The sequence below is a fragment of the Acinetobacter endophylla genome (genome assembly GCF_053543775.1).
Window position 1 is genome coordinate 1 of record NZ_JBLVOM010000020.1, and the last position, 21,994, is coordinate 21,994.

Consider the following 21,994-nt stretch of genomic DNA (forward strand, 5'->3'; position numbering starts at 1 on the left):
CATCGGCGAAGTTTGGTTGAAACTAAGATGCATTGCATCAAATTATTAGGAGATAAACTCAGTGCAAGGAGTTTTGATAGCCAAGTCAATGAGATCCATGCACGTGTGGCAGTCCTCAACAGATTTACGGAATTAGGTCGACCACTTACCCAAGTTACGCCTTAAATTTGGCTCAATTAGGGGCGCTTTGCATTTCAAATCTTTGTGCAACAAAGCCGTTTTTACCCAATCTAATATATCTTTTTATTATTTCAATTTTTGTTTTTTCTTTTTCAGAAATATCCTCCTTACTTTCAAAATATGTTAATGAACTTGTCTGATTTTGTGAGACGTAATTATCCCAAAAAGTAATAACATCTTTATGAAGCAAATCTTCAAATTCTTTTCTTTCAATTTCTAAAATATTTGACTTATTATTTGCATCAATTAGATTTAAAACATTTTCATTTTGATGCAAATCCCAAATATTATTTTGATAACTTACCTTAATCATTATACAACCCTAGAATAGAATTGCTTTTGAGTAGCTGACTATTGATGTCAACATCAAAATAATCAAGGTAAATTAAATTATATATTTCGTGAAGGGGAACAAGTTCAGCAAGTTTTTCTATAGATATATACTTACTCTTAATTTTTGCAATTATATCTAATGTATCTTGCTTAACTGGAATATCTGCATATCTTTCAAGATATTTGATATTTTCTAAAAAATATCCACATCTAATATCAATTTCTGTAATAATTTTGAATGATATATTCGCTTTATAGAATTCTTCCAAAATCTGTTGTTTATCCTGTTTAAATTTATCAACAAACTTTTGAGATTTAACCTCTAAATACATTTCTCGCCCATTTGAGTACTCGACGAAGAAGTCTGGGGTGTATGTTCTTTTCTTTCCATCATCGATATATTCAAAAGTTCTTGATTGTGATTCATAACGCAGAACATCTGTATTATGTTCAAGTAAAAAACAGACATCCTTTTCTAATTGTGATTCCCATCCAATATATGAACCATTTTTACGACTTGCGTATAAACCTGTTACACGCTGAGGATGTGGCGTAATTTTTCGTGGGATATGTAGAATTTTCATAAGATAAGCCTATCTTGTTACCTAGACTTATGATGAAAAAACTAAAATATTTTTGCTATTGCTATTTGTAAAATTAATCAATAAAGTCAATTATTTGGATGGATTATCCATTCATTAAATTAATCAATTTCATTTTTTCTTTATAAATTAAACCCTATTCAAATCATGTCTTAGGCGAGTTGTATCTTTCTAGTATTTTCAATAATAATTTTCATTAAGAAAATAAATGAAAAAAATTATTAGTTAAATCATCCGCAAAACTGAAAATGTATTCAAAAAATTGATATATTAAAATTCAAGTAAAAAACAAATTTTCTTTACATAAGTTTACGCAATTTACACATTGTTACGCATGAGAGGGGTATATGTCTAAAAAGGATTTGTCAGAACGTGAGATCTGTACTCGTTTTATCTATCCTGCTCTAATAAATGCAGGGTGGACAGCGCAACAGGTCCGTGAAGAAGTGACTTTTACTAAAGGTCAAATCATGGTTCGTGGCAAATTACACACTCGTGGCGAAACTAAACGAGCAGACTATATCCTTTATTACAAAAAGAATATCCCTATAGGTGTTATTGAAGCCAAAGACAACAATCATACCTTAGGCGCAGGTATGCAGCAGGCACTTGGTTATGCAGACTGTTTGCAAACACCTTTTGTATTTTCCACGAATGGAGATGGCTTTCTTTTACATGACCAGACAGGTTTGTTTAATCCCAATAAGCTGGAAACAGAGTTAGGTTTAGATCAATTCCCAGCGCCAGATGTGTTATGGAACCTATATCAGCAGCATCATGGTTTAATAACACCTGCTGCAAAAGCTATTGTTGAATTTCCTTATTACGATGATGGTACAGATCGCACACCACGTTATTACCAAACTAATGCGATTAATAAGACATTAGAAGCAATTGCTCGTGGGCAAGATCGTGTCTTATTGGTCATGGCAACAGGTACAGGCAAGACCTATACCGCCTTTCAGATCATTTGGCGTTTATGGAAATCTGGTGCTAAAAAACGCATTCTCTTTTTAGCTGACCGTAATATTCTGGTTGATCAAACCAAGAATAATGACTTTAAACCGTTTGGCGACAAGATGACGAAAATCACCAATCGCACGGTTGATAAAAGCTATGAAATCTATCTGTCCTTATACCAGGCTGTAACAGGTTCAGAAGAAGAGAAGAATATTTATAAGCAGTTTACTCCTGAATTCTTTGATCTAATCGTGATTGATGAATGTCATCGTGGCAGTGCTAAAGAAGATTCCGCATGGCGTGACATTCTTGAATATTTTAGTTCAGCGACCCACATTGGTTTAACTGCAACACCCAAAGAAACCAAAGATACATCCAACATCACTTATTTTGGTGAGCCTGTATATACCTATACCTTGAAACAAGGGATTCAAGATGGTTTCCTTGCACCTTACAAAGTGATTCGTATTGATATAGATAAGGATCTGCAAGGGTGGCGACCAGCTAAAGGGCAAAAAGATAAACACGGTAATGAAATCGAAGATCGTATCTTTAACTTAAAAGATATGGATAAAACGCTTGTCCTAGAAAAGCGTACAGAGTTGGTTGCTAGAAAAATTACAGAGTATTTGAACAGTACTGACCCATATGCAAAAACCATTGTGTTCTGTGACAATATCGACCATGCAGAACGGATGCGTCAGGCATTGGTCAACCTGAATCCTGACAAAATCAAAGAGAACCGTAAATATGTGATGCGGATTACGGGCGATGACGAAGAAGGCAAAGCTGAGTTAGATAATTTCATCAATCCTGAAGAACGTTATCCTGTGATTGCGACGACATCTAAGCTCATGACCACAGGTGTTGATGCACAAACCTGTAAATTGATCGTGTTGGATCAACACATTCAATCCATGACTGAGTTTAAACAGATCATTGGTCGTGGTACTCGTGTCAACGAAGATTTCGGTAAGTCATGGTTTACCATCATGGACTTTAAAAAAGCGACTGAGTTATTTAGCGATCCTGCATTTGATGGTGAGCCTGTGGTGATCTATGAGCCGAAAGGTGATGATCCTATCGTACCACCAGAAGAAACAGAGGATTCTGAAGGCGGTGATGACACAGCACCTAAACCTTTTGATCCACCATCAGGTGGGGATGAGGACGATGATACTGAAGGTGAACCCCCGAAAAAATATGTCGTAAACAATGTACCTGTCAAAGTCATAGGTGAGCGAGTTCAGTTCTATGATAACGATGGCAAGCTTGTCACTGAATCCCTGAAAGATTACACACGTGAGCATATTTTGAAGGATTATGAATCCTTAGATACCTTCCTGAGAAAATGGAAAGGTGCAGAAAAGAAATCACTGATTATTGACGAGTTTCAAAAGCAAGGCGTGATTTTTGAAGCACTCGAAGATGAGGTCGGCAAGGACTTCGATGCGTTTGATTTAATCTGCCATATTGCCTTTGATCAGCCTGCATTAACCAAGCAAGAACGTGCTAACAATGTGCGTAAGCGCAATTACTTTACCAAGTATAATGAGCAAGCCCGTCAGGTCTTAGATGCACTGCTCGATAAGTTTGCTGACCAAGGCATAAAAACGATTGAAGATGTACAGATTTTAAAAGTGCCACCGTTTAATCAGATGGGTTCATTGATGGAGATTATTCAATCGTTTGGGTCGGTTGAAGAATATACAAAAGCGCTGAAAGAACTCGGCAATCAACTTTATGATGATGCGTCTTAAAGACGCATTCTGCTACACTCATTCTCAAATTTAATCTAATGATTTGAAGTCTAATTATGAGCATTTCGGGAACAATTAAGTCCATTCAAGATACCATGCGTGAAGATGTGGGCGTGGATGGTGATGTACAGCGTCTAGGTCAGTTGGTGTGGATGTTGTTTCTGAAAGTGGTGGATGACCGTGAGACTGAAGCAGAAACTTTGGCACTCTTAGATGGTCAGACTTTTAAATCTCCAATTCCTGAAGAATTTCGCTGGCGCAATTGGGCAGCCAACGATGAAGGCATCACAGGCGATGCTTTAAAAGACTTTATTGATAATCAACTGTTTCCACGTTTACAAAATCTAGCACAAGAAAGTGATGACCCACGTGCCCGTGTGGTGCAAGCGGTATTTTCTGATGCCTATAACTATATGAAGTCAGGTGGTTTAATCCGTAAAGTGATTAACCAAATCCAAAAGGGTTTTGACTTTAATAAATCATCTGAACGTCACGCTTTTGGTGATATTTACGAGCAATTGTTGCGTGATCTGCAAAATGCGAAAAACTCAGGCGAGTTTTATACCCCTCGTGCAGTCACCACGTTTATGGCACAGATTGTTGATCCAAAATTGCATGAATCTGTGCTTGATCCTGCATGTGGTACGGGTGGCTTTTTGACCTCTGCCATTGAGCATAAGCGTGAGCAATATGTAAAAAATGCCAATGATGAAAAAGTCTTGCATGACAGCATTTACGGCATTGAGAAAAAACCTTTACCGCATTTGCTTTGCACCACCAATATGATTTTGCACGGCATAGATGTGCCTGTAAAAATCCGTCGAGACAATACTTTGTCTTATCCATTGATTTCATGGACAGCAGACAAACGTGTGGACGTGATTCTGACTAACCCACCATTTGGGGGAACGGAAGAGCAAGGTATTGAGAAGAATTTCCCATCGAAGTTCCAAACCCGTGAAACAGCCGATTTGTTTATGGTGCTGTTGATTCAGCTTTTAAAGGCCAATGGTCGTGCAGCCGTGGTTTTACCTGATGGCTTTATGTTTGGTGAGGGCATTAAAACCGCCATTAAAGAAGAGCTAATGGAGAAATGTAATCTGCATACGATTGTACGTTTACCGAAATCTGTTTTTGCACCGTACACTTCCATCAGCACCAATATTTTATTCTTCACCAAAGGCAAAAAGACCGAAGATATTTGGTTCTATGAGCATCAATTGCCACAAGGTGTAAAAGCGTATAACAAGACCAAGCCGATTCAACTCAAAGAGTTTGATTCATTAAAAGCATGGTGGGGCAATGAAGCTGACGGTTTTTCCAGTCGTGTTGAAAATGAACAGGCATGGAAAGTCTCTAAGCAAGAGATTTTAGATCGTAACTACAACTTAGATATTAAGAATCCACATCAAGCGGAAGAGGAAATCAAAGACCCTGAAGAATTGTTGGCGCAGTATGCGGATTTACAAGCTGAGATCAGCAAAATCCGTAACCAGCTAAAAACGATTTTAGATGAAGCGTTAAGCCAATAATTTAGGGTGAATGAGATGACCGATGTAAAACAGCTCATTACTGAGCACTTGGATATTTGGCTGACTGCGGAAACGGAGAAGAAGTCAGGGCGTGGACGTAGTTCGGGTTCGAATGATATGATTTATGGTGTGCAGAAGCTTCGTGAATTGATTTTAGATTTTGCATTTCAAGGTAAATTATCTATAAGAAATAGTTTAGAAAGCTCACAAATTTTGATTGCAGAGCTGAATGAAATTAAACAAGATTTAATTGATAAAGGCATACTAAAAAAACAAAAAAAAATTACAGTTGAACCTAAATACGAAATTCCATCAAATTGGACATGGCTTACATTACAGGACTATTTGGATGTAAGGGATGGAACTCATGATACTCCGAAGTATGTTGAAAAAGGTTTTCCTCTAATAACGAGTAAAAATATTTCAGGGGGAAAATTGGATTTTTCTGATGTAAAGTATATTAGTAAAGAAGATCATGAAGCCATTTCAACAAGATCAAAAGTCGAATTTGGTGACATTCTATTTGCAATGATAGGTAGCATTGGAAATCCAGTATTAGTCGATACTGAACAAGAGTTCAGCATTAAAAATGTTGCCTTATTTAAACCATATAAAAGAAGCATTACGAATATTCGTTATGTTCTAAAATATTTAATTTATATTGCAGATCACTTGAAAGCCAATGCTCAAGGGGCTGTACAGTCTTTTGTATCATTGAATGTGCTTAGAGGAACAGCAATTCCATTACCACCACTCGAAGAACAACAACGTATCGTTGAAAAAGTCGATGAACTCATGCAACTGTGCGATCAGCTTGAGCAACAACAAACTTTAAGCAGTGATGCACATGCCACATTGGTCGATACTTTGCTTAAAGTCTTAACCGAATCGAGCGATGCCGAGGAGTTTCAAGACAACTGGCAACGCATCGTTGCAAACTTTGATGTGTTATTTACCACGGAATACAGCATTGAGCAGTTAAAACAAACTGTTTTACAGCTTGCTGTGATGGGTAAATTAGTCAAACAAGACCCAAGCGATGAGCCTGCAAGCGAGTTGCTTAAACAGATTGCGGATGAAAAATCCAAGCTCATTAAGGAAAGTAAGATTAAGAAGTCAAAGCCTTTGCCTGAGATTAGCGATGATGAAAAACCGTTTGAATTGCCGAATGGGTGGGAGTGGTCTCGCTTAAATAATATTGTGTCTATTTTAGGGGACGGCCTACACGGAACACCGGAATATGAAGATAATACTGGACTGTATTTCATCAATGGAAATAATTTAAATGATGGTGTGATTGAAATAAAGGATCATACGAAAACAGTATCTAAAGAATCTTTTGAAAAAAATAAAAAGGATCTATGCTTAAGAACTATGTGTGTTTCAATTAATGGGACTATTGGTAATGTTGCCTTTTATAATAATGAACCAGTAATTTTAGGAAAAAGTGCATGTTATTTTAATATGATTGAGCCAACATCACTACTTTTCATGAAATTAGTTTTTAATAGTCCATACTTCTTCGACTATGCTGAAAAATCTGTAACTAGTACGACTATCAAAAATTTATCATTGGCATCAATGAATAAGTTTCCTATACCGTTACCTCCATTGAGTGAACAAGGGTTGATTGTAAAAAAAGTAGATCAACTTTTTTCTATGATTGATCAGCTTCAAGTTCTACAAAGTAAATTACAGAAAACCAAGCTTCATTTAGCAGATGCTTTGGTGGCGAATGCAGTTGAGAATGTCTAATGGGATCAATTAATACCAAGTATAGAAACAATTTACCTGTTTCTGATGCAACTGAGCGTTTGGTTAAATTTATTGAGTCCAAAGGCGGTAAAAATGTACATGATAGTCGTCATCAAAGACAAATTAGTAAAGATGGTTATGCTTTAGCAGGTGGATTAGTCTATGAATTCCCTCATAGAAAAGGATTAATGATCCAGTTAAATGCTGATCTTCCAAGCATTTATGTAAAAAGCATTTTATCAAATGGACAACATATTTTTGATGTGCTACCCGAAGCTAGAAAGTTTAATAAACCTGGTAAAGTTTATACTGAAAATAAGAAAGGGCATTCAACAAAAGGATATCATGCAGCATTGGACCATGAAGACTGGCTGGCTCCAAGTTCCAATAATCCTGTTGTTCTATTAAGTCTGATAGAAATTGATATTGCTAAAAAAGTAGTTGATCTGATAAGTGATTCTACATCAGCCAACTCGGAGATCTTGCCAACAAACATTAATAATGTCAAAACAATAATAGAACGTGGAATGTCTGTAGATAAATTAATTGAAGTATTAGATCGGCAAGAAGAAATAGGAAAAAAAGGAGAGGAGATTGCTTATCAATGGGAGTATGCACGAATTTTTGTTTTAGCAAACAATCCTAAACTTGTGACAAAAGCGATTACTCGTACTGCATTAGATAATGTATCTGCGGGCTATGATATGGAAAGTCACTATGAAGGTGAGTCACGATATATTGAAGTAAAGACTACGACCTCAAAAGCTAACTCTGACTTTTACTTTAGTTTAAATGAATATGAAGTATTAAAATCAAAAGGAAAAGAAGCTTATATTTATCGAGTAGTTCTTGATGAAAATGGTTCAGAACATGAAGTGATAGAAATTCATGATCCATTTGGGGAAAATCACCCTGAAGAGCTAAAAGCAGTAGCCTTTAAAGCAAAATTAAGCGATTTTAAGAAGTAATTATTCATGAACAATAAAGATATTATTCATAGCTTAGCTGGGGCAGTTGGAAATATTTATTCAAAGATTGATCCTCCAAAAGAATTAAGTAAGTTTTTAAAAACACATGGCTTGAGTAACTATGAAGCATTAGCATGCTTTAATAGCAATAAAGAATATATGCATCAAAAAACCGAAGATGCTTTAAATTGTTTAACTTCGTTAGAACTTAGACTATTTATCGAATATATTCTCCCAAGAATTGATTCTATAAAAAATAGACAAACAATGGGGCTTTATCTTGACCAATTCAAATCACCTTTAACTTCAGAAAATAGAACAAAAATAGCAGAAACTTTTGCTTTGTATGATTTTTTTGGAGAGAAAGATTTCATTTTATCTATTCAGAAATATTTTAATTTAGATGGTTATGATAATGATCTTGGCAAAAAGCTGGATTACTCAAGAGTAAAGGTATTAACAAATTCAACATCTGGAAATCAAAAATTCACCAATAGTGATGTTTTTAAATATATAGGAGCTTATGATTGCTCAACCACACATTTTCTTTGGTTTCTAGAATTTTTATTAGATCCTTCACATCGATCAGAACAAGCTAATAAAGAGTTAGTTAATAGACTTAATGAAATTATTGGAAATGACGGATATGAAATAGTTGTTGATCAAGATTCAAAAATTTTTAGAACGAAATATATAATTACTGAAAAGAAAAAAGAATCCATAAAAGTCCCGAAACAAATTATCTTTGCTTCGAAAAATGTGAAACCAGATTTTGGTATTACAGATGTTCTCGATGGTGATATTTCTTTAATTGCTGATGCAAATTCACTGAACTATGATGAAAAAATATATGATCATCTTACTTGGCAGCAGCTAGAAGACTGGTGGGAAGATAATAATTTAGAAATTAATAAAAGTTTAAAAAAACGATTAATTGATTCTCTAGATTCAGAAGCTGAAATTATGTTTTTCAAAGCATATTTTATAAACTTTGGATTCTTGGGTGACACACTTCCCGCATTATTACCACAAGTATATGTAGCATATGATCCAGTAAGTGCCAAAGATCTACCAAATGGGAAAACACGAATCCGACAACGTATCGACTTCTTAATGATTCTTCCAAATCTAAAGCGCGTCATTATTGAAATTGATGGAAAACACCATTACGCACGAGAAGATGGTAGAGCGGATACCAAACGCTATGCCGAAATGGTTAGAGTAGACCGTGAGCTGCGTTTAAGAGGGTATGAAGTTTATCGTTTTGGTGGTGCAGAGTTCTATAATGATCAAAATACACCCGAAGATAATGCGGTATCAGTTGTAAAAGATTTCTTTACAGCATTGTTTAAGCAACATGAAATTCTTTAATTTTTAAAACGCAAAAAATTCTAGTTATATCTATATGATTTTTAATTATTATTTTTACTACCTAGGCGCTGGTAGGCTAAATGCTTGCCAACGCTTGTAGGAAAATAATTATTTGATTATTCTAATTTTCATAGCGTTAGCAGTTGTACATGATTGTTTTCGTGGACCTGGTATATGTCGGTTGAACTCGCTTAGTTTCGGAGTGGGAGAAACAGTCTAATTTTTTAGACAAGTAAAATATACAAGTCAGAAATCCTTTTCAGATGCGTTTCTCTTGTACGCAGACGATACAAGAACCATCATCCCAGTTCGTCTTACGAACTGGGATGATTCATTCGATAAAGCTAATTATGAAATTTTGCCCAAATGGGTTTTATTTCATAATTAGCTTTATTTTTTGCCGATTTCATTTTTAGCTTTAATTTCTGCTGAAAATTTCAAAATTAACTTTTATGGACAACAAGGAAGATATGAACTTAAAGTATCATGTACTCAATTTAACATAATATACATTATACGAAATACTATTGTTAGAACCCATTTAAAGTGTCTATATTCTCACCAATAAAAATGTCTGGTTTATGATGGTTTTTATCACCATGGACTGGATATAAAATATAGATGCTGATCACTATGTCTGATAAAGAAATTCAACGTCTTGCAGTTCTGCAAGACGTTAGAGATCATCGTATTACCCAGGTCCGTGCTGCTGAAATCCTGAATCTTTCCACCCGTCAAATTACCCGGTTATTGCAGAAGCTCAATCAAGATGGTGTCTCAGGTATGGCACATGCCAGTCGTGGTCAACCGGGTCATCGTCGCCATGACGTCCTGTTAAAATCAGAATGTCTTTCCATTATTTCTGAACATTTACTTGGCTTTGGTCCTACATTGGCTCATGAGAAGCTCAGCAGCATGTTTGGCCTGCATATCCCGGTAGAAACGGTTCGTCGCTGGATGACTGCAAATGACCTCTGGATTCCTCGATCCAAGCGCCTGAAACGTCCATATCAGCCTCGATACAACCGTGATTGCTTCGGTGAACTGATCCAAATTGATGGCTCATATCATGACTGGTTTGAAGGTCGAGCGGCCAAATGCTGTTTGCTGGTTTATATCGATGACGCCACTGGAAAGCTGTTGCATCTGCGCTTTTGTGAGGCTGAAACGACCTTTGATTATATGCTTTCAACCCGAGCCTACATTGAGCAATACGGCAAGCCTTTAGCGTTTTATAGCGATAAACACTCGGTATTCCGAGTGAATCAGAAATCGAGCCAAGATAGCCAGATCACGCAATTTGGGCGGATTCTGAATGAGTTAAATATTGATATTATCTTCGCCAACTCACCCCAGGCCAAAGGCCGTGTGGAACGTGCCAACAGAACACTCCAGGATCGCCTGATCAAGGAAATGCGCCTAGAAGGTATCTGTTCAATTGCCGAGGCAAATGCCTGGCTGCCCTGCTTTATTGAGCATTTCAATCAGAAGTTCGCCAAATATGCGCGAAACTCAAAGAATTTACATCGACCATTAACCGAATCTGATCTTGAACTGGATGATATTTTTACCTGGCAGGAACCGCGTAAGGTCACCAAGAATCTGACCCTGACCTATGACAAATGTATTTATCTGCTTGAACCGATAGAGCTGAATCATAAGCTTGTTGGGCAATATATTTCATTTCTGGAGTACCCGGATGGGACTGTGGCCCTCATGCACGAGGGACGAAAGCTCAACTACAGCATTTTCAATAAATTAGCTGGGCTACAGCAGAATGAGATCGTTGAGAATAAACGGTTAGGTACAGTTCTGGCACATATTCAGCAACAGCATGAAGAGTTGGAAAAACAGAATAAACGTTCCCGTCTCAAGAAAAGTATGCCGAGTCGTAAAGCTCAGAAAGCTGTTATTGAACAAAGAAAGTTAAATCCTGTGCTTGACTCTTGTGGTTAAAAACAGGACATTTTAAATGGTTTATCGCATAGACATTTTAATTGGTGAATAACAACTATTAATATACTCATACAGGTCATTCACCATATACTTATAGCTGCTCAAGCAACTTAAACGTTAAAGCACTTCAAATTCAATCCGACGATTTCTCTTACGACCCTCAGCTGTTGCATTATCCGCTACAGGTTTACTTGAACCTGAACCTTCAGTACTCAGTAAATGCGCTGGAAGATTTTTTGCGATTAAATAAGCTTTTACTGCTTCTGCACGTTGCTGACTCAACATGAGATTTTTATTAGTATCGCCTGAACTATCCGTATGTCCAATAATCCGTATCTTTTTTCCGCTAACTTTATTTAAGGCACTGACCATTTCATCCAGTATCTGTATACCTGAAGTTGCTAATATTGCACTGCCAGATTCAAATTCAATAATCCGGTTCTTTAATGCAGCATCAATAATCTTCTGTTCTGCCTGATTGACTGAAAGCTGTGCATTTAAACGGTAATTTTCGGGTGTTAAACCCTTAAATCTTTCTGTAGTATCATGAATTTCATAAGAATTTGATACTTTACCCGTTAGCTGAATATCAGAACCTTTAATTGTTAACATTCCGTGTTTAACCTTTTTAAGGTCTTCATTAATCACATCAGTGACTATATTTGACCAACCCGTTGGTGCTACTACTTGACGAATCTGAATGCGATCTATCACATTTTCCTGACCATAAATTGAATACAATTTCGCCAAAATAGCTTGCTTACTACTGTTATTCGGTACATTACCTTCAGCAATTACAGGTTGTGCATGCACATTAAAACCAATTAAAAAACAGAATAAAATAATGATTTTATTTAACTTTAAGTATTTATTTTTTATTTTCATTTTATGCTTCTATAAATGTTTATTTAATTAATTTAATGCTTTGAGTCAGGCTTATCTGACTCTCAGTTAAAGACTATTCTAGTACCGCCAACCTTGAATTATTTTCTACACTAAAATTGGTTGTTTTTAATTCATATCAATTCACCCACGTGATCCATTTACAATATGATTGATGAGTATCATGGCGCTAAAGTTCCTGTGTTTGCAGCAGTCGTCTTAGTTATCTGAGCTGTTTTTCCTGACATCGTCGTATTCTGTGCTGCGACCACTCTTACTGCTTTATTCGAAACAACCTGATCCACCAACTGTAAATTGCTATAACTTGGATTACTTCCGATAGAACTTGCATTATTTCCACTCACCAAACGAAAATTGGTCTTCACAAATAGTTCAGGATTCTCTTTACTGCGCCAGACCATCTCAAAAATATTGCCTTTTTGTGTACGCTGAGCACTATCAATCAAACGATTGATTCCATATTCCCCAGGCTCATCAAAAATGGTATGGGTCTTCCCTTCCAAATCAATCACCGTGATCCGTGCGCCTGGAATTGCGCCGGAATTTGGCCAGATAAAATTCACCCATTGTTGAATTCCGTTTTCAAATAGCATTCTTTGTCCATCAATATCAATGGTATAAGCCAATAAATGAGCCTGTTCCAGTGGGTAAAACTGGAAATTAGATTGATTGGGTCTCACTGCCTGACGACTGGTATTATTTAACTCACCAGTTGCCATACCATTCACAGGCGCGACATAATTTTGAAAGTTTGCAACAAACACAGGATTTAGATTAAGCCCTAAATCTTGCCAGGTTTTCGAGCTTAAGCTATAGCCACGACGGATCACTAAGGGATCAAGATGCTCTTTGACAAAACGGGAAATACTGCCATTTTCACCAAAAATCTGATTAATTTCTTGAGAGGTTGCCTGTAAGCTACCTTGATTGCTAAACGGATATTTTTGCGATAAATTTGCATTAAATGGTTGATAGGCCTGTATTAGCCAGAGTTCGTTCATTTCAGCTTGTGCCGGGAGCATCAGACTTTCAAAGGAACGTGTGAGAGGAACACTAAACAACTTTTTAATCAGCTGTTGATCCAGCTCATGGGTTCCTACCGACATTTTCTCATCCACAAACTTTTGAGTGATATTAAAGATAGAATTCTGCTCATCAACGGTCTGCTTAAGGAGCATCATGCTCGCCGGACCAATATCTCCAGAACTTTTTAGATCATTAAAGCGACTCCGTATCTTGGCCAGAGATTGCATATACTCATCCAGCAGCGACCGGTTCTGCAAATCATCTCGTGTACGTACAATCTGGTAGAAGATCTGAAAGTCTTTGGCAATCATCCCCTGAGAGAAAGTCGATGCAGAATTCTGTGCCAACTTGCCATCATGACGTTGCAATATCTTGCGTTTAAACCAGGCAATAAAACCTTTTTGTGGAACCGCCAACTCAGCTTGTACCATTGGATTATCCCAGCTGGTTTCTTGCGCTATCCGTTGTATGACTTTACGAATCGGTGAGTTTTCTGGTTCGCCAAGAATATCTATCTGATATGTTTGCTGATTAAAGTCACCGGCCTTGGCATAATAAATGGCACCCAAGAATTTACGCCATTCGCTGATATATTCTTTTTTATACATTTCAGTCAGCTGGCGTCGAATTTGTTCAGGACTGCCACTAAAACTCAAATCATCAGACTGTGATGTATTAAGTACCCAATCTTTACTTTCAGTTGGGCTTTGCGCCGCGGTTTCTATGGCAGGTTGTACATATTCGTTCCAGGCTTGATAGCTATAAAAACCGGGTAAGGCATAACTTCCCAACATGGTTGTCTGAGCATTCTCCCCGACCATCTGTTTGATCGTTAATGCAGGAAAACGTACCAAAGCCCGCATTTTAATTTTGTTATATACACGATCTCGTGCAGACACTCCGGTCATCATCGCGGTTAAAACCTGGCGAGTCTGTTCAACCAGAACAGTATCGGAATCCAGCTGGGGAAATGAACTCGAATCTGTCAGTGTCATGGCATAGCTAAGTAACTGCTCGGCCTTTTGCAGCATTTCAGCACGTGGCAGCTGACCACGATGCTGATCCAGCCAAGTCCGCCAAAAACGTGTCAACTGATCGCTGAGATGACTGGAATCTATAGATTTACGGTTACTCAACATCAGATATGTTTTAAGTGCATTATAAGCATCTTGCGGATTTTGGTCAGATGGTTCTAATGCGAGTTGCTGAACTTGTGCAGTCGGATTAATTTGCACATGAATATGATTTTCTTTAAGAACTGCTGCATTGCTTTTTACCCGTTGTAGATATTCTGCAATATTTTGCTGGCTGGGCTGCAATACTAATTGCTCAATTCCTTTAAGATATTCAGCTTGCAGTTTCTCCCTGATCTGTTGTCCTTGATATAGACCAAAACTGTATTTTAATGGGCGCTTCTGATCAAATTGATCTAACTGTTGTAGATGAGCTTGCAAAATTAATAATGCATCGATTTGTGTGACCAGCTCCGTTCCTGACTGTTTCTGCATCTGTACGACCTTATTCAGGTCCGCCTGAACTTCTTCCATTAATTGCTGATTATTTCGATAAGACCACACCCACAGACTCAACACCATCGATACAGTAAGTAAAGCACCAGTAAAAGCCATAAAGCGTCGGCGTTTTCGTGCCGGATTAATATGCTGCTTCACCAGATTTTTATCTTTAAGAATCACTTCAGAAAATAAACCTTTCAGAAAATAACCATGATTCTGTGATACAGACTCTTTAGACAGGCCAAGATCATGATTATCGCTGCGGATCAGATGAAAGTCCTCAGCAATCTGTTCTGTCATTGGACTTTCAATGGAGCCTTCCTGTAAGGCGCTGGTAAAATAAAATCCACGAAAAACCGGTTTAAACTGATAAGGATTGTCTTGAAATAAAGTGGAAATAAAGGTTCTTAATACCGGTTTGAGACTCTTAAATTCCAGTGGAAAGGTCATTACACTGGGTGAAATATGCTGTGAATGCCGACGGGTTAAATGGGTCATACTTACATTTTTCAGACCCTCATATAAAATGCCATAATGCTTTTCAAATAGCTGAACAGCATTTGCACTCGAGTCTGGTTGATAAGCCAAAGTTGCGCCCCACACCTGATCCAATTCTTGTCCTTGATAACAATCAAAAAATTCCGTGAAGCCGGCAATCAGGTCCATCTTGGAAAATACCAAATAAACTGGCGCAAAAACTTCTAGACGTTCAGTCAGGTCTTGAATACGGGCACGCAGGTTCTTGGCCAGTTGTAGAGATTTCTCCGGACTTTGATTGACCAACTCAGCGATACTTACGATCACAATAAGACCATTTACGGGCGCTTTAGAACGATTTTTCTTGAGAATATTTAAAAAGCCTAACCATTCAGAATGGTCCTCCGGGTAGACTGAATAGCGTCCGGCTGTATCCAGGAAAATACCCTGAGTTGAAAAAAACCAGTCACAGTTTCGAGTTCCGCTAAGTCCGGCAGAGACCATTTTCTGATGAGTTTCTTCAAAAGGAAACCGCAAACCGGAATGATAAATCGCCGAGCTTTTCCCAGCCGCCGGGTTACCGATGACCATATACCAAGGAAGTTCATACAGTGCCGCGTGACCCTTACGATCGCCTAATTTTGACTTACGAATCAACTGAATAGATTGTTTGACTTGCTGACTGATCTGCTGAAGTTCTTCTTTATTATTGTATTTGCTTTCAGCTGCAAAACCTTGAGATAAGGCAGTCTCGATTTCTTCACCCTTTTTAGTATGCAGATAACACCGGATAAGTGTATAAATCCCCCAGCCTATTAATATGGCGACATAGACGGTCAGCAATATCCAGAAAATGCGATCAGAAACCGTATTTTTTATAGAAATAATGACCACTAAAAAGGATAAGGCCATCATTGTTTTAGGGTTGCTAATGTACTGCCAGACATACCCCAGGACTGTATAAAATAATGTATTCACTTTTATCTCTTTCTTCTTTAATTTTTATAAATAGTTAGGCTACTAATGAGATTTCATTCAGTTGATCACTTTCTTTATTTTTAAAACATAAATAGCTTGATTCTTGTTGTGTGCTATAGCTTATTGTAATGACATTGTCGTATAGATATGATGACATCATCGCTGCAAAAACTGCTGCCAATTGTTGGGTATGCCCCAAATAGCTTTGAGGATAAATGGTATGCTCCGGCTCAAAATCAATATTAGTAAATTTTTCTTGTATTATTTTCATTGTTTTAGACTGAGTGGCTTCATCTAAGAAAACTAAAAAAGGATGTGCCTGTTCCAGCTGATAGGACAGATCAACCTGATTCTGACCCAAGTACGCATATAGGTCAGTGACGTACTTGCTGAGAGTCAATATTCGTGAAGGCATCATCCCCTCAACCTCTAAGTCATGTGCGGATAAACACCAGCTGGCAGTATATTCTGCAGCAATATACTCTTCATTTTGCCAAAATTGCTGATCCAGACAATCCTGATCAATTTCAGAATCCGCCATAATGATCAAGCTGATCTCATGTGATTGACCTGAAATTTCCTGTAATAGCTCCAGCAAAGCTGAATAAGCATGATCAGCAGATAGGAGATAAAACTTGGTATGAATTTGGACAGGCAGCAATGCGTATTGTCGTTGAATTTGACTTATAAGCTGCTCTTGATAGAGATTACTCCACTCCCCAGTCATATGATCCGCCAATAAAATATGCAGATTCAACCTATTTAATCGGCTTACTGCTATTAGATTAGAGGCAATATTTCCTTCATCTTCACAGTAGTTCTCCTGTATCCATCCCGGATGCATTCGATATTCATAAGCCAGTTCGTGATCATAAAATAGTGCTGAACGTTTTAACTTTTCTGAAATTAAGCTCAGACTTTCTTCATGCTGTTCGAGTTGTTGTTGAATCAACTGTTGAATTCGTTGTTCCTGTAATGTTGGAAGCATTTCTTCGCTAGTCCCGTTTTCTTCAAGTAAGCGGTCCACAGAATGAATGCGATATGTCAATATAGGTAGACCAAAACGATTTAGCAGTTCTGAGTCCAGCTCAGGACTCTTGAACTGCTTCATGTGCTGCAAGATCTCTGCATTTTCGCCAAAACTGTGCCAAGCGGCAGCTGAAAAAATATTGAGCGTGTAATCCTCAATCGCTTGATCCAATTCTTCTTTATTTTCTAATTCTTGCTGTTGTGCTTGAAGAGATTTATGAGCCCTATCCTTTTGTTCTTGCTGTCTTTGTTTATAGGATTTTACAGCTTTATAAATAAAATAAGGTGTTAATAACAACAAGCAAATTAACAAAGGTAAAATGCCAAAATATAATAGGAAATCAATATTTGATGGATCGTATTGAGTATCTCGCCAGTAATAAATGACAAGAACATTGTTTAAAACGGATAAAACTATAAAAGTCTGAATAATACGCTTAATCATGACATTTTTCCTATCAGGCTATAGCAGGTTTCCGCATTGTGGATTGCCGGATTCAGCATTAATAAAGCTCCTCTGGCTAGCCCCATCGAATGTACTTCTCCAAGTTGGGCTGGGCATAATTCATCTTTGTCTAGAATCAACCGAAGATCCACTAACATGGTCGGGCTACACCAGGTTTGAAGTAACTGTTTCAATTTGGCGCTATGTATTCCTTCAGATAAAAAATTTATATAGTCTTCACGTTTTAATGGACCAATGACGATTTCAATTTTTTCATCAATTTGCTGAATGGTCTCTCCACAGAAGCTGTTGATTCCCAGTAAAACTGGTTGCAAAGCTCCCAAACCGCTTTTTTGCTGATCATCCAGTTGGAAGCTTTCCGGAATAAACTCATTAATCTTAAATTGATATTTAAAAATACAAGACAATATGCTGCTTAACGCATAATGGGTATTATTTTGCCCCTGCATCAAGCCTGAAAACTCAGCAAAATAGTCATCTATAGGTTGCTGTTCATGTTGTTGACCGCTATAGCCACTCAAAGCATGAAGCATGTTTAGATAATGATTTTCATGCTCAATTTCATAACGCAGTGGTAAATGATAATTCAGACAGGCATCGACATATTGTGCAGACAATTTATGATTAAACAGTCCGAGAAAGTGTAAGCTTTCTTCTCGGTGTGCCCCGGTACTCTGTTTAATTTTATGTGTATAGATATAAGGCAATACGCCCTGTACGCCAGTCAACCCCACGATTAAATTGGTCATCTGAACTTTATGATCTTGACATTGCAATGATTCAATTTCAGAAGTTGGAAAATTAAGATTGAGTGAACTAATAAATTCAAATGATTTACTCCATCCTTGATGTCTGTTCCGTGCAGGTGCATGTCTTAATAATCGCGTGGCTTGAATAAATTCAAAGCTGGTCGGCTGCTGAAAGAGCCGACCAACTACAGAAGCCTTTTGCCACCAACATTCTGTATGCATTGGTATAACTCCTGTTTTGACTTTGAATCTATGACGTGCATATCCACATAACTATTCATTTGAACTTTCAAATTAAAAATATGATTTAAAAGTTGCACAAAGATATACAGACTGGCTCCTCTAAAGACTTCTGGATCGATCTGGATTTCAACTTTGACACCCCGTACAAAAAGTGGAAATGGTTTATGCTCACGCAACTTCTGGCTCAGAGAAAACTGGATCGATTGAATTGAATTAATAATTAGCCGGTTGTCTTTGGATTGCGGCAAGTTATACAGTTCAAGTAATTCCTTAATGTGACTGACTGCATTTGCTTTCATTAAAGAAAGATTATTCAATGATAAATGCGAGATAATTCGCCACTGTTCTTGCTGCTTTTGATCAAAACAATAAGGTAAATTGGGTCTTTTTAATAATATGGCTTTACGTGCCAAACTATTGTCATTGAGAGATAAGTTATTCTGATCTTTGTTATAACTTTCATAAGGTAAATCCCGATTGCTGCATAACAACTGCATACTGATAAAGTCTGATGAAATTTTTTGTGGTTCTAAAGATTTGGAAATAATCGAATATTTCAGTTCTGTATGCTTGGTATTACTTTGCTCGGGCAACAGGTGATAATAAAATTGAGCATCAGCCTGATGATAATGACTCATGGCAAAAAAAGGTAATACGGGATAAGTTTTTTGACTGTTCTCGCGTTTCTCTCTCAATAACTTCATTTCGGTGATCGCATATACCTGAAAATATTCAGGATGATGTACATCACTTATTAATGAATATTCCAGGCGCAGATGATCAATTTTTTGTGGCTCAGCCTGTTTAGGGAATAAATTTATAACTGGTGTCGCAAATAATTTGAAATTAGCGCTATTTAATTCTGAATAATTTCTGATCATAGCTTGATCATTCAGATTTATTTTAAAATGAATGTGTAGCTCAAATTCTGCGGTTTCTATATTTAATTCTCTTAAAAAACTCAGATTGAGGTTAAGAAAATTAAATTTTTCTGGAAAGCAAAAATACTCGATTAATAAACGATAGGCATGATGAGTATGTTGATCAACTGGGAGCGCACTTTCCGCTTCAGTAAATCCCATTAGTTCAAATGGATTTTGAATATCAATCTCTTGATTCTGTACTATTACAGAAAAACCAGTCTCTGGCTTAAAAATACAATCTAGTACTTGCAATGGAAAGCTGGTAATTGCATCCAGATAAATAGGTAATTTTTGTTGTTCCAACAGTCGCTGCTGCTGGTTAAAAATTTCAAAACCAAAGCTCAAGGTTGCATTTCGATTTAAATGAACATGAGTCGAAGCATGCGTTTTAAAATTAACAGATTTTAAGGCGATTGGTAATAAATTAACCTGGTTTGTCGTACGATACTCACACTGTACCCCACGGATACTTTTTGATTTTAATACAGTTTGCTTGGGAATCTGCTGGCTACTTTTAAGCTGTCGGATTTTAATGGCATCGTCAAAACTGACCACTGAACATGCTGGAAAAGGTTTAAGGTACTGTGGAAACATCACCTCAAAAATAGCACGTGTAAATACTTCATAACTATCGTGCAGTTTCTTATCGATCCGGGCAGAAATCAGGGAAAATGCCTGAATCAGTCTTTCGATATGCGGATCATCAATCTGCTCTTGATTCAACGAAAGGCGTTGGGCAATTTTTGGGTATTTATTGGCAAACTCTCGTGATTGTTGCCCAAATTCCTGTAATTGCTTTTCGTAATAAGGTAATAATTCTTCGATCACAGCACACCTGCTGATGTTTTAGACAAAATTACGTATTGTTGCGTAGTAGGCTTGAGGAATGCGTCAAAAATTACCGGTTCATATAGGGGATAAATATTTAAGAATGCCTGAATACTTAGACACAGACTTCCCCTATTATGCTCATCCATCAGCATCTCGACTTTTACCTGTGTTAAGCGTGGTTCATGCGCGTGAATAGAATGTTCAATCGAGCGGCAGATTTTATCCCGGTCCATTGGATTTGCCGTTGAAAGACCTACAAAATCAATGATGCCAAATTGAAGAATTGAACGTTTGACCTGGTCATAACTGTCATCTACATCCAAGTTAACTAAACGAGTATTCAACAGATCTTCCAGATCATCTGCTACAGACTCTCTTAAAGCCTGCAATGAAAGCCCTTGAGAACATTGAATGTCCTGAGGTAATAGACGGTCAAATAATGTTGTTCTAAATCCGTAAGGGTAAAGCTGATCCAAATTCATATTGTTATAGTCTAATTTTATTTATTTTTATAAATATCAGAGAGGCTGATCAAGACCAGCCTCTAAAAAAGGTCAAATTACGCTGCATAAGAAGCAGTATTATTTGATAATGACCATTTCTTGGTCACGGCACCCTTTTGTGTACCATTAATATCTTGCTGATTATACGTCCACTCAACTGCTGCATATTTCAAACCAAAAGCTTCTGTTGGAACGCCTTCTTGATTTACTGTCGGAGTGACCTGAGAAACCAGCACATGTTTTAATTTAATTTGCAGGTATTTAACGCGTTTATCACCATTAGCACGATAAAAATCGATTTGTACCTCATCGAAGGTATAACCTGCCGAACAAGCTTCCCAAAGTTTTGGGCTGGTTGCATCCAGATCTTTCATAAAAATCATGTCGGAATGTTCAACTCGTTCTGCGGTATGACCGCCTACACTGGAAGATGTGGCAGATTTTGGCTGACGAATGTTGTGCGACCAGGAATTTGCTTCTAGCCAGCTTTTATGTTCTGAATCACGAGATTCACCATCAACTTTATATTTGCCACGAAACTGGATGTAAATGTCTTTCATTTTAATAATTGGTGGTGTATCAAAAAGTATGCTAAAAAAAAGCAGGTTGAATTTTGATAAAATAGAGAAATGCAAATAACTCTAGAAATCAAATGTCCAACCTGCCTCAGTGACAGTATAAAGAAAAATGGCATCAAAGTAGATGGGAAACAAAACTACCAATGCAAAGACTGCAAACGTCAGTTTATTGGTGACCATGCTCTGAGCTATCTAGGATGTAATTCTGGCATTACTCGTAAAATATTACAGTTAATGGTCAGAGGCAGCGGTATACGAGATATCGCTGAAGTTGAGCGCATTAGTATCGGTAAAGTCTTACGGACTTTAACTGAATCGGCCTATCAAATTCAGCCTAAACAAAGTCATTATGAATCT

The 21,994-nt window shown here is 37.3% G+C and carries 16 protein-coding genes and 1 pseudogene; 8 read left to right on the forward strand and 9 right to left on the reverse strand.

Annotated elements, in window-relative coordinates:
- Positions 1–165, forward strand: a pseudogene (locus tag ACNPNW_RS02865) (IS5/IS1182 family transposase); the annotation flags it as partial.
- 7 nt (positions 166–172) lie between these two features.
- On the opposite strand, the gene ACNPNW_RS02870 reads toward ACNPNW_RS02865, so the two are convergent.
- On the reverse strand, positions 173–493 hold the full coding sequence (locus tag ACNPNW_RS02870) for a hypothetical protein (RefSeq protein WP_448766491.1): 321 nt from the start codon (positions 491–493) through the stop codon (positions 173–175).
- A complete protein-coding gene (locus ACNPNW_RS02875; RefSeq protein ID WP_448766492.1) occupies positions 486–1,097 on the reverse strand; it encodes a TnsA endonuclease N-terminal domain-containing protein in 612 nt (203 codons plus the stop codon). The genes ACNPNW_RS02870 and ACNPNW_RS02875 overlap by 8 nt, the downstream gene beginning before the upstream one ends.
- 365 nt (positions 1,098–1,462) lie before the next feature.
- Between ACNPNW_RS02875 and hsdR the strand changes: the two genes are divergently transcribed.
- The 6 genes from hsdR to ACNPNW_RS02905 all read left to right on the forward strand — a co-directional run bounded on the left by hsdR (position 1,463) and on the right by ACNPNW_RS02905 (position 11,417).
- Entirely contained in the window at positions 1,463–3,835 is a 2,373-nt protein-coding gene (gene hsdR / locus ACNPNW_RS02880) for an EcoAI/FtnUII family type I restriction enzme subunit R (RefSeq protein WP_448766493.1), read from the forward strand.
- Positions 3,836–3,891: 56 nt separating this feature from the next.
- Positions 3,892–5,367, forward strand: a complete 1,476-nt coding sequence (locus tag ACNPNW_RS02885; protein ID WP_448766494.1) for a type I restriction-modification system subunit M — start codon at positions 3,892–3,894, stop codon at positions 5,365–5,367.
- Between the two features lie 15 nt (positions 5,368–5,382).
- Entirely contained in the window at positions 5,383–7,122 is a 1,740-nt protein-coding gene (locus tag ACNPNW_RS02890) for a restriction endonuclease subunit S (RefSeq protein WP_448766495.1), read from the forward strand.
- Entirely contained in the window at positions 7,122–8,090 is a 969-nt protein-coding gene (locus ACNPNW_RS02895; RefSeq protein ID WP_448766496.1) for a protein NO VEIN domain-containing protein, read from the forward strand. The genes ACNPNW_RS02890 and ACNPNW_RS02895 overlap by 1 nt, the downstream gene beginning before the upstream one ends.
- A gap of 6 nt (positions 8,091–8,096) precedes the next feature.
- Positions 8,097–9,461 (forward strand): AbiJ-related protein, encoded by a 1,365-nt coding sequence (locus tag ACNPNW_RS02900; protein ID WP_180120115.1) that lies wholly within the window; start codon positions 8,097–8,099, stop codon positions 9,459–9,461.
- Between the two features lie 621 nt (positions 9,462–10,082).
- On the forward strand, positions 10,083–11,417 hold the full coding sequence (locus ACNPNW_RS02905; RefSeq protein ID WP_448766497.1) for an ISNCY-like element ISAba32 family transposase: 1,335 nt from the start codon (positions 10,083–10,085) through the stop codon (positions 11,415–11,417).
- Between the two features lie 117 nt (positions 11,418–11,534).
- Here ACNPNW_RS02905 and ACNPNW_RS02910 read toward each other — a convergent pair whose 3' ends face one another.
- From ACNPNW_RS02910 to tssD, 7 genes are all read right to left on the reverse strand, one after another.
- Positions 11,535–12,296: an OmpA family protein gene (locus ACNPNW_RS02910; protein ID WP_420937277.1), complete on the reverse strand. Its 762-nt coding sequence runs from the start codon at positions 12,294–12,296 to the stop codon at positions 11,535–11,537.
- Between the two features lie 185 nt (positions 12,297–12,481).
- A complete protein-coding gene (tssM, locus tag ACNPNW_RS02915) occupies positions 12,482–16,315 on the reverse strand; it encodes a type VI secretion system membrane subunit TssM (RefSeq protein WP_420937275.1) in 3,834 nt (1,277 codons plus the stop codon).
- Between the two features lie 34 nt (positions 16,316–16,349).
- Positions 16,350–17,789 (reverse strand): hypothetical protein, encoded by a 1,440-nt coding sequence (locus ACNPNW_RS02920; RefSeq protein WP_420937274.1) that lies wholly within the window; start codon positions 17,787–17,789, stop codon positions 16,350–16,352.
- Positions 17,786–18,781 (reverse strand): type VI secretion system baseplate subunit TssG, encoded by a 996-nt coding sequence (gene tssG, locus ACNPNW_RS02925; RefSeq protein WP_420937273.1) that lies wholly within the window; start codon positions 18,779–18,781, stop codon positions 17,786–17,788. Before tssG ends, ACNPNW_RS02920 begins: the two co-directional genes overlap by 4 nt.
- Positions 18,745–20,553, reverse strand: a complete 1,809-nt coding sequence (gene tssF, locus ACNPNW_RS02930; protein WP_420937272.1) for a type VI secretion system baseplate subunit TssF — start codon at positions 20,551–20,553, stop codon at positions 18,745–18,747. Before tssF ends, tssG begins: the two co-directional genes overlap by 37 nt.
- A complete protein-coding gene (tssE, locus tag ACNPNW_RS02935; protein ID WP_071851320.1) occupies positions 20,550–21,038 on the reverse strand; it encodes a type VI secretion system baseplate subunit TssE in 489 nt (162 codons plus the stop codon). Before tssE ends, tssF begins: the two co-directional genes overlap by 4 nt.
- A gap of 77 nt (positions 21,039–21,115) precedes the next feature.
- Positions 21,116–21,619 (reverse strand): Hcp family type VI secretion system effector, encoded by a 504-nt coding sequence (gene tssD / locus ACNPNW_RS02940; protein WP_005107016.1) that lies wholly within the window; start codon positions 21,617–21,619, stop codon positions 21,116–21,118.
- Between the two features lie 69 nt (positions 21,620–21,688).
- Here tssD and ACNPNW_RS02945 point away from each other — a divergent pair.
- On the forward strand, positions 21,689–21,994 hold a 306-nt coding region (locus tag ACNPNW_RS02945; protein WP_448766420.1), incomplete at its 3' end, for a transposase-like zinc-binding domain-containing protein.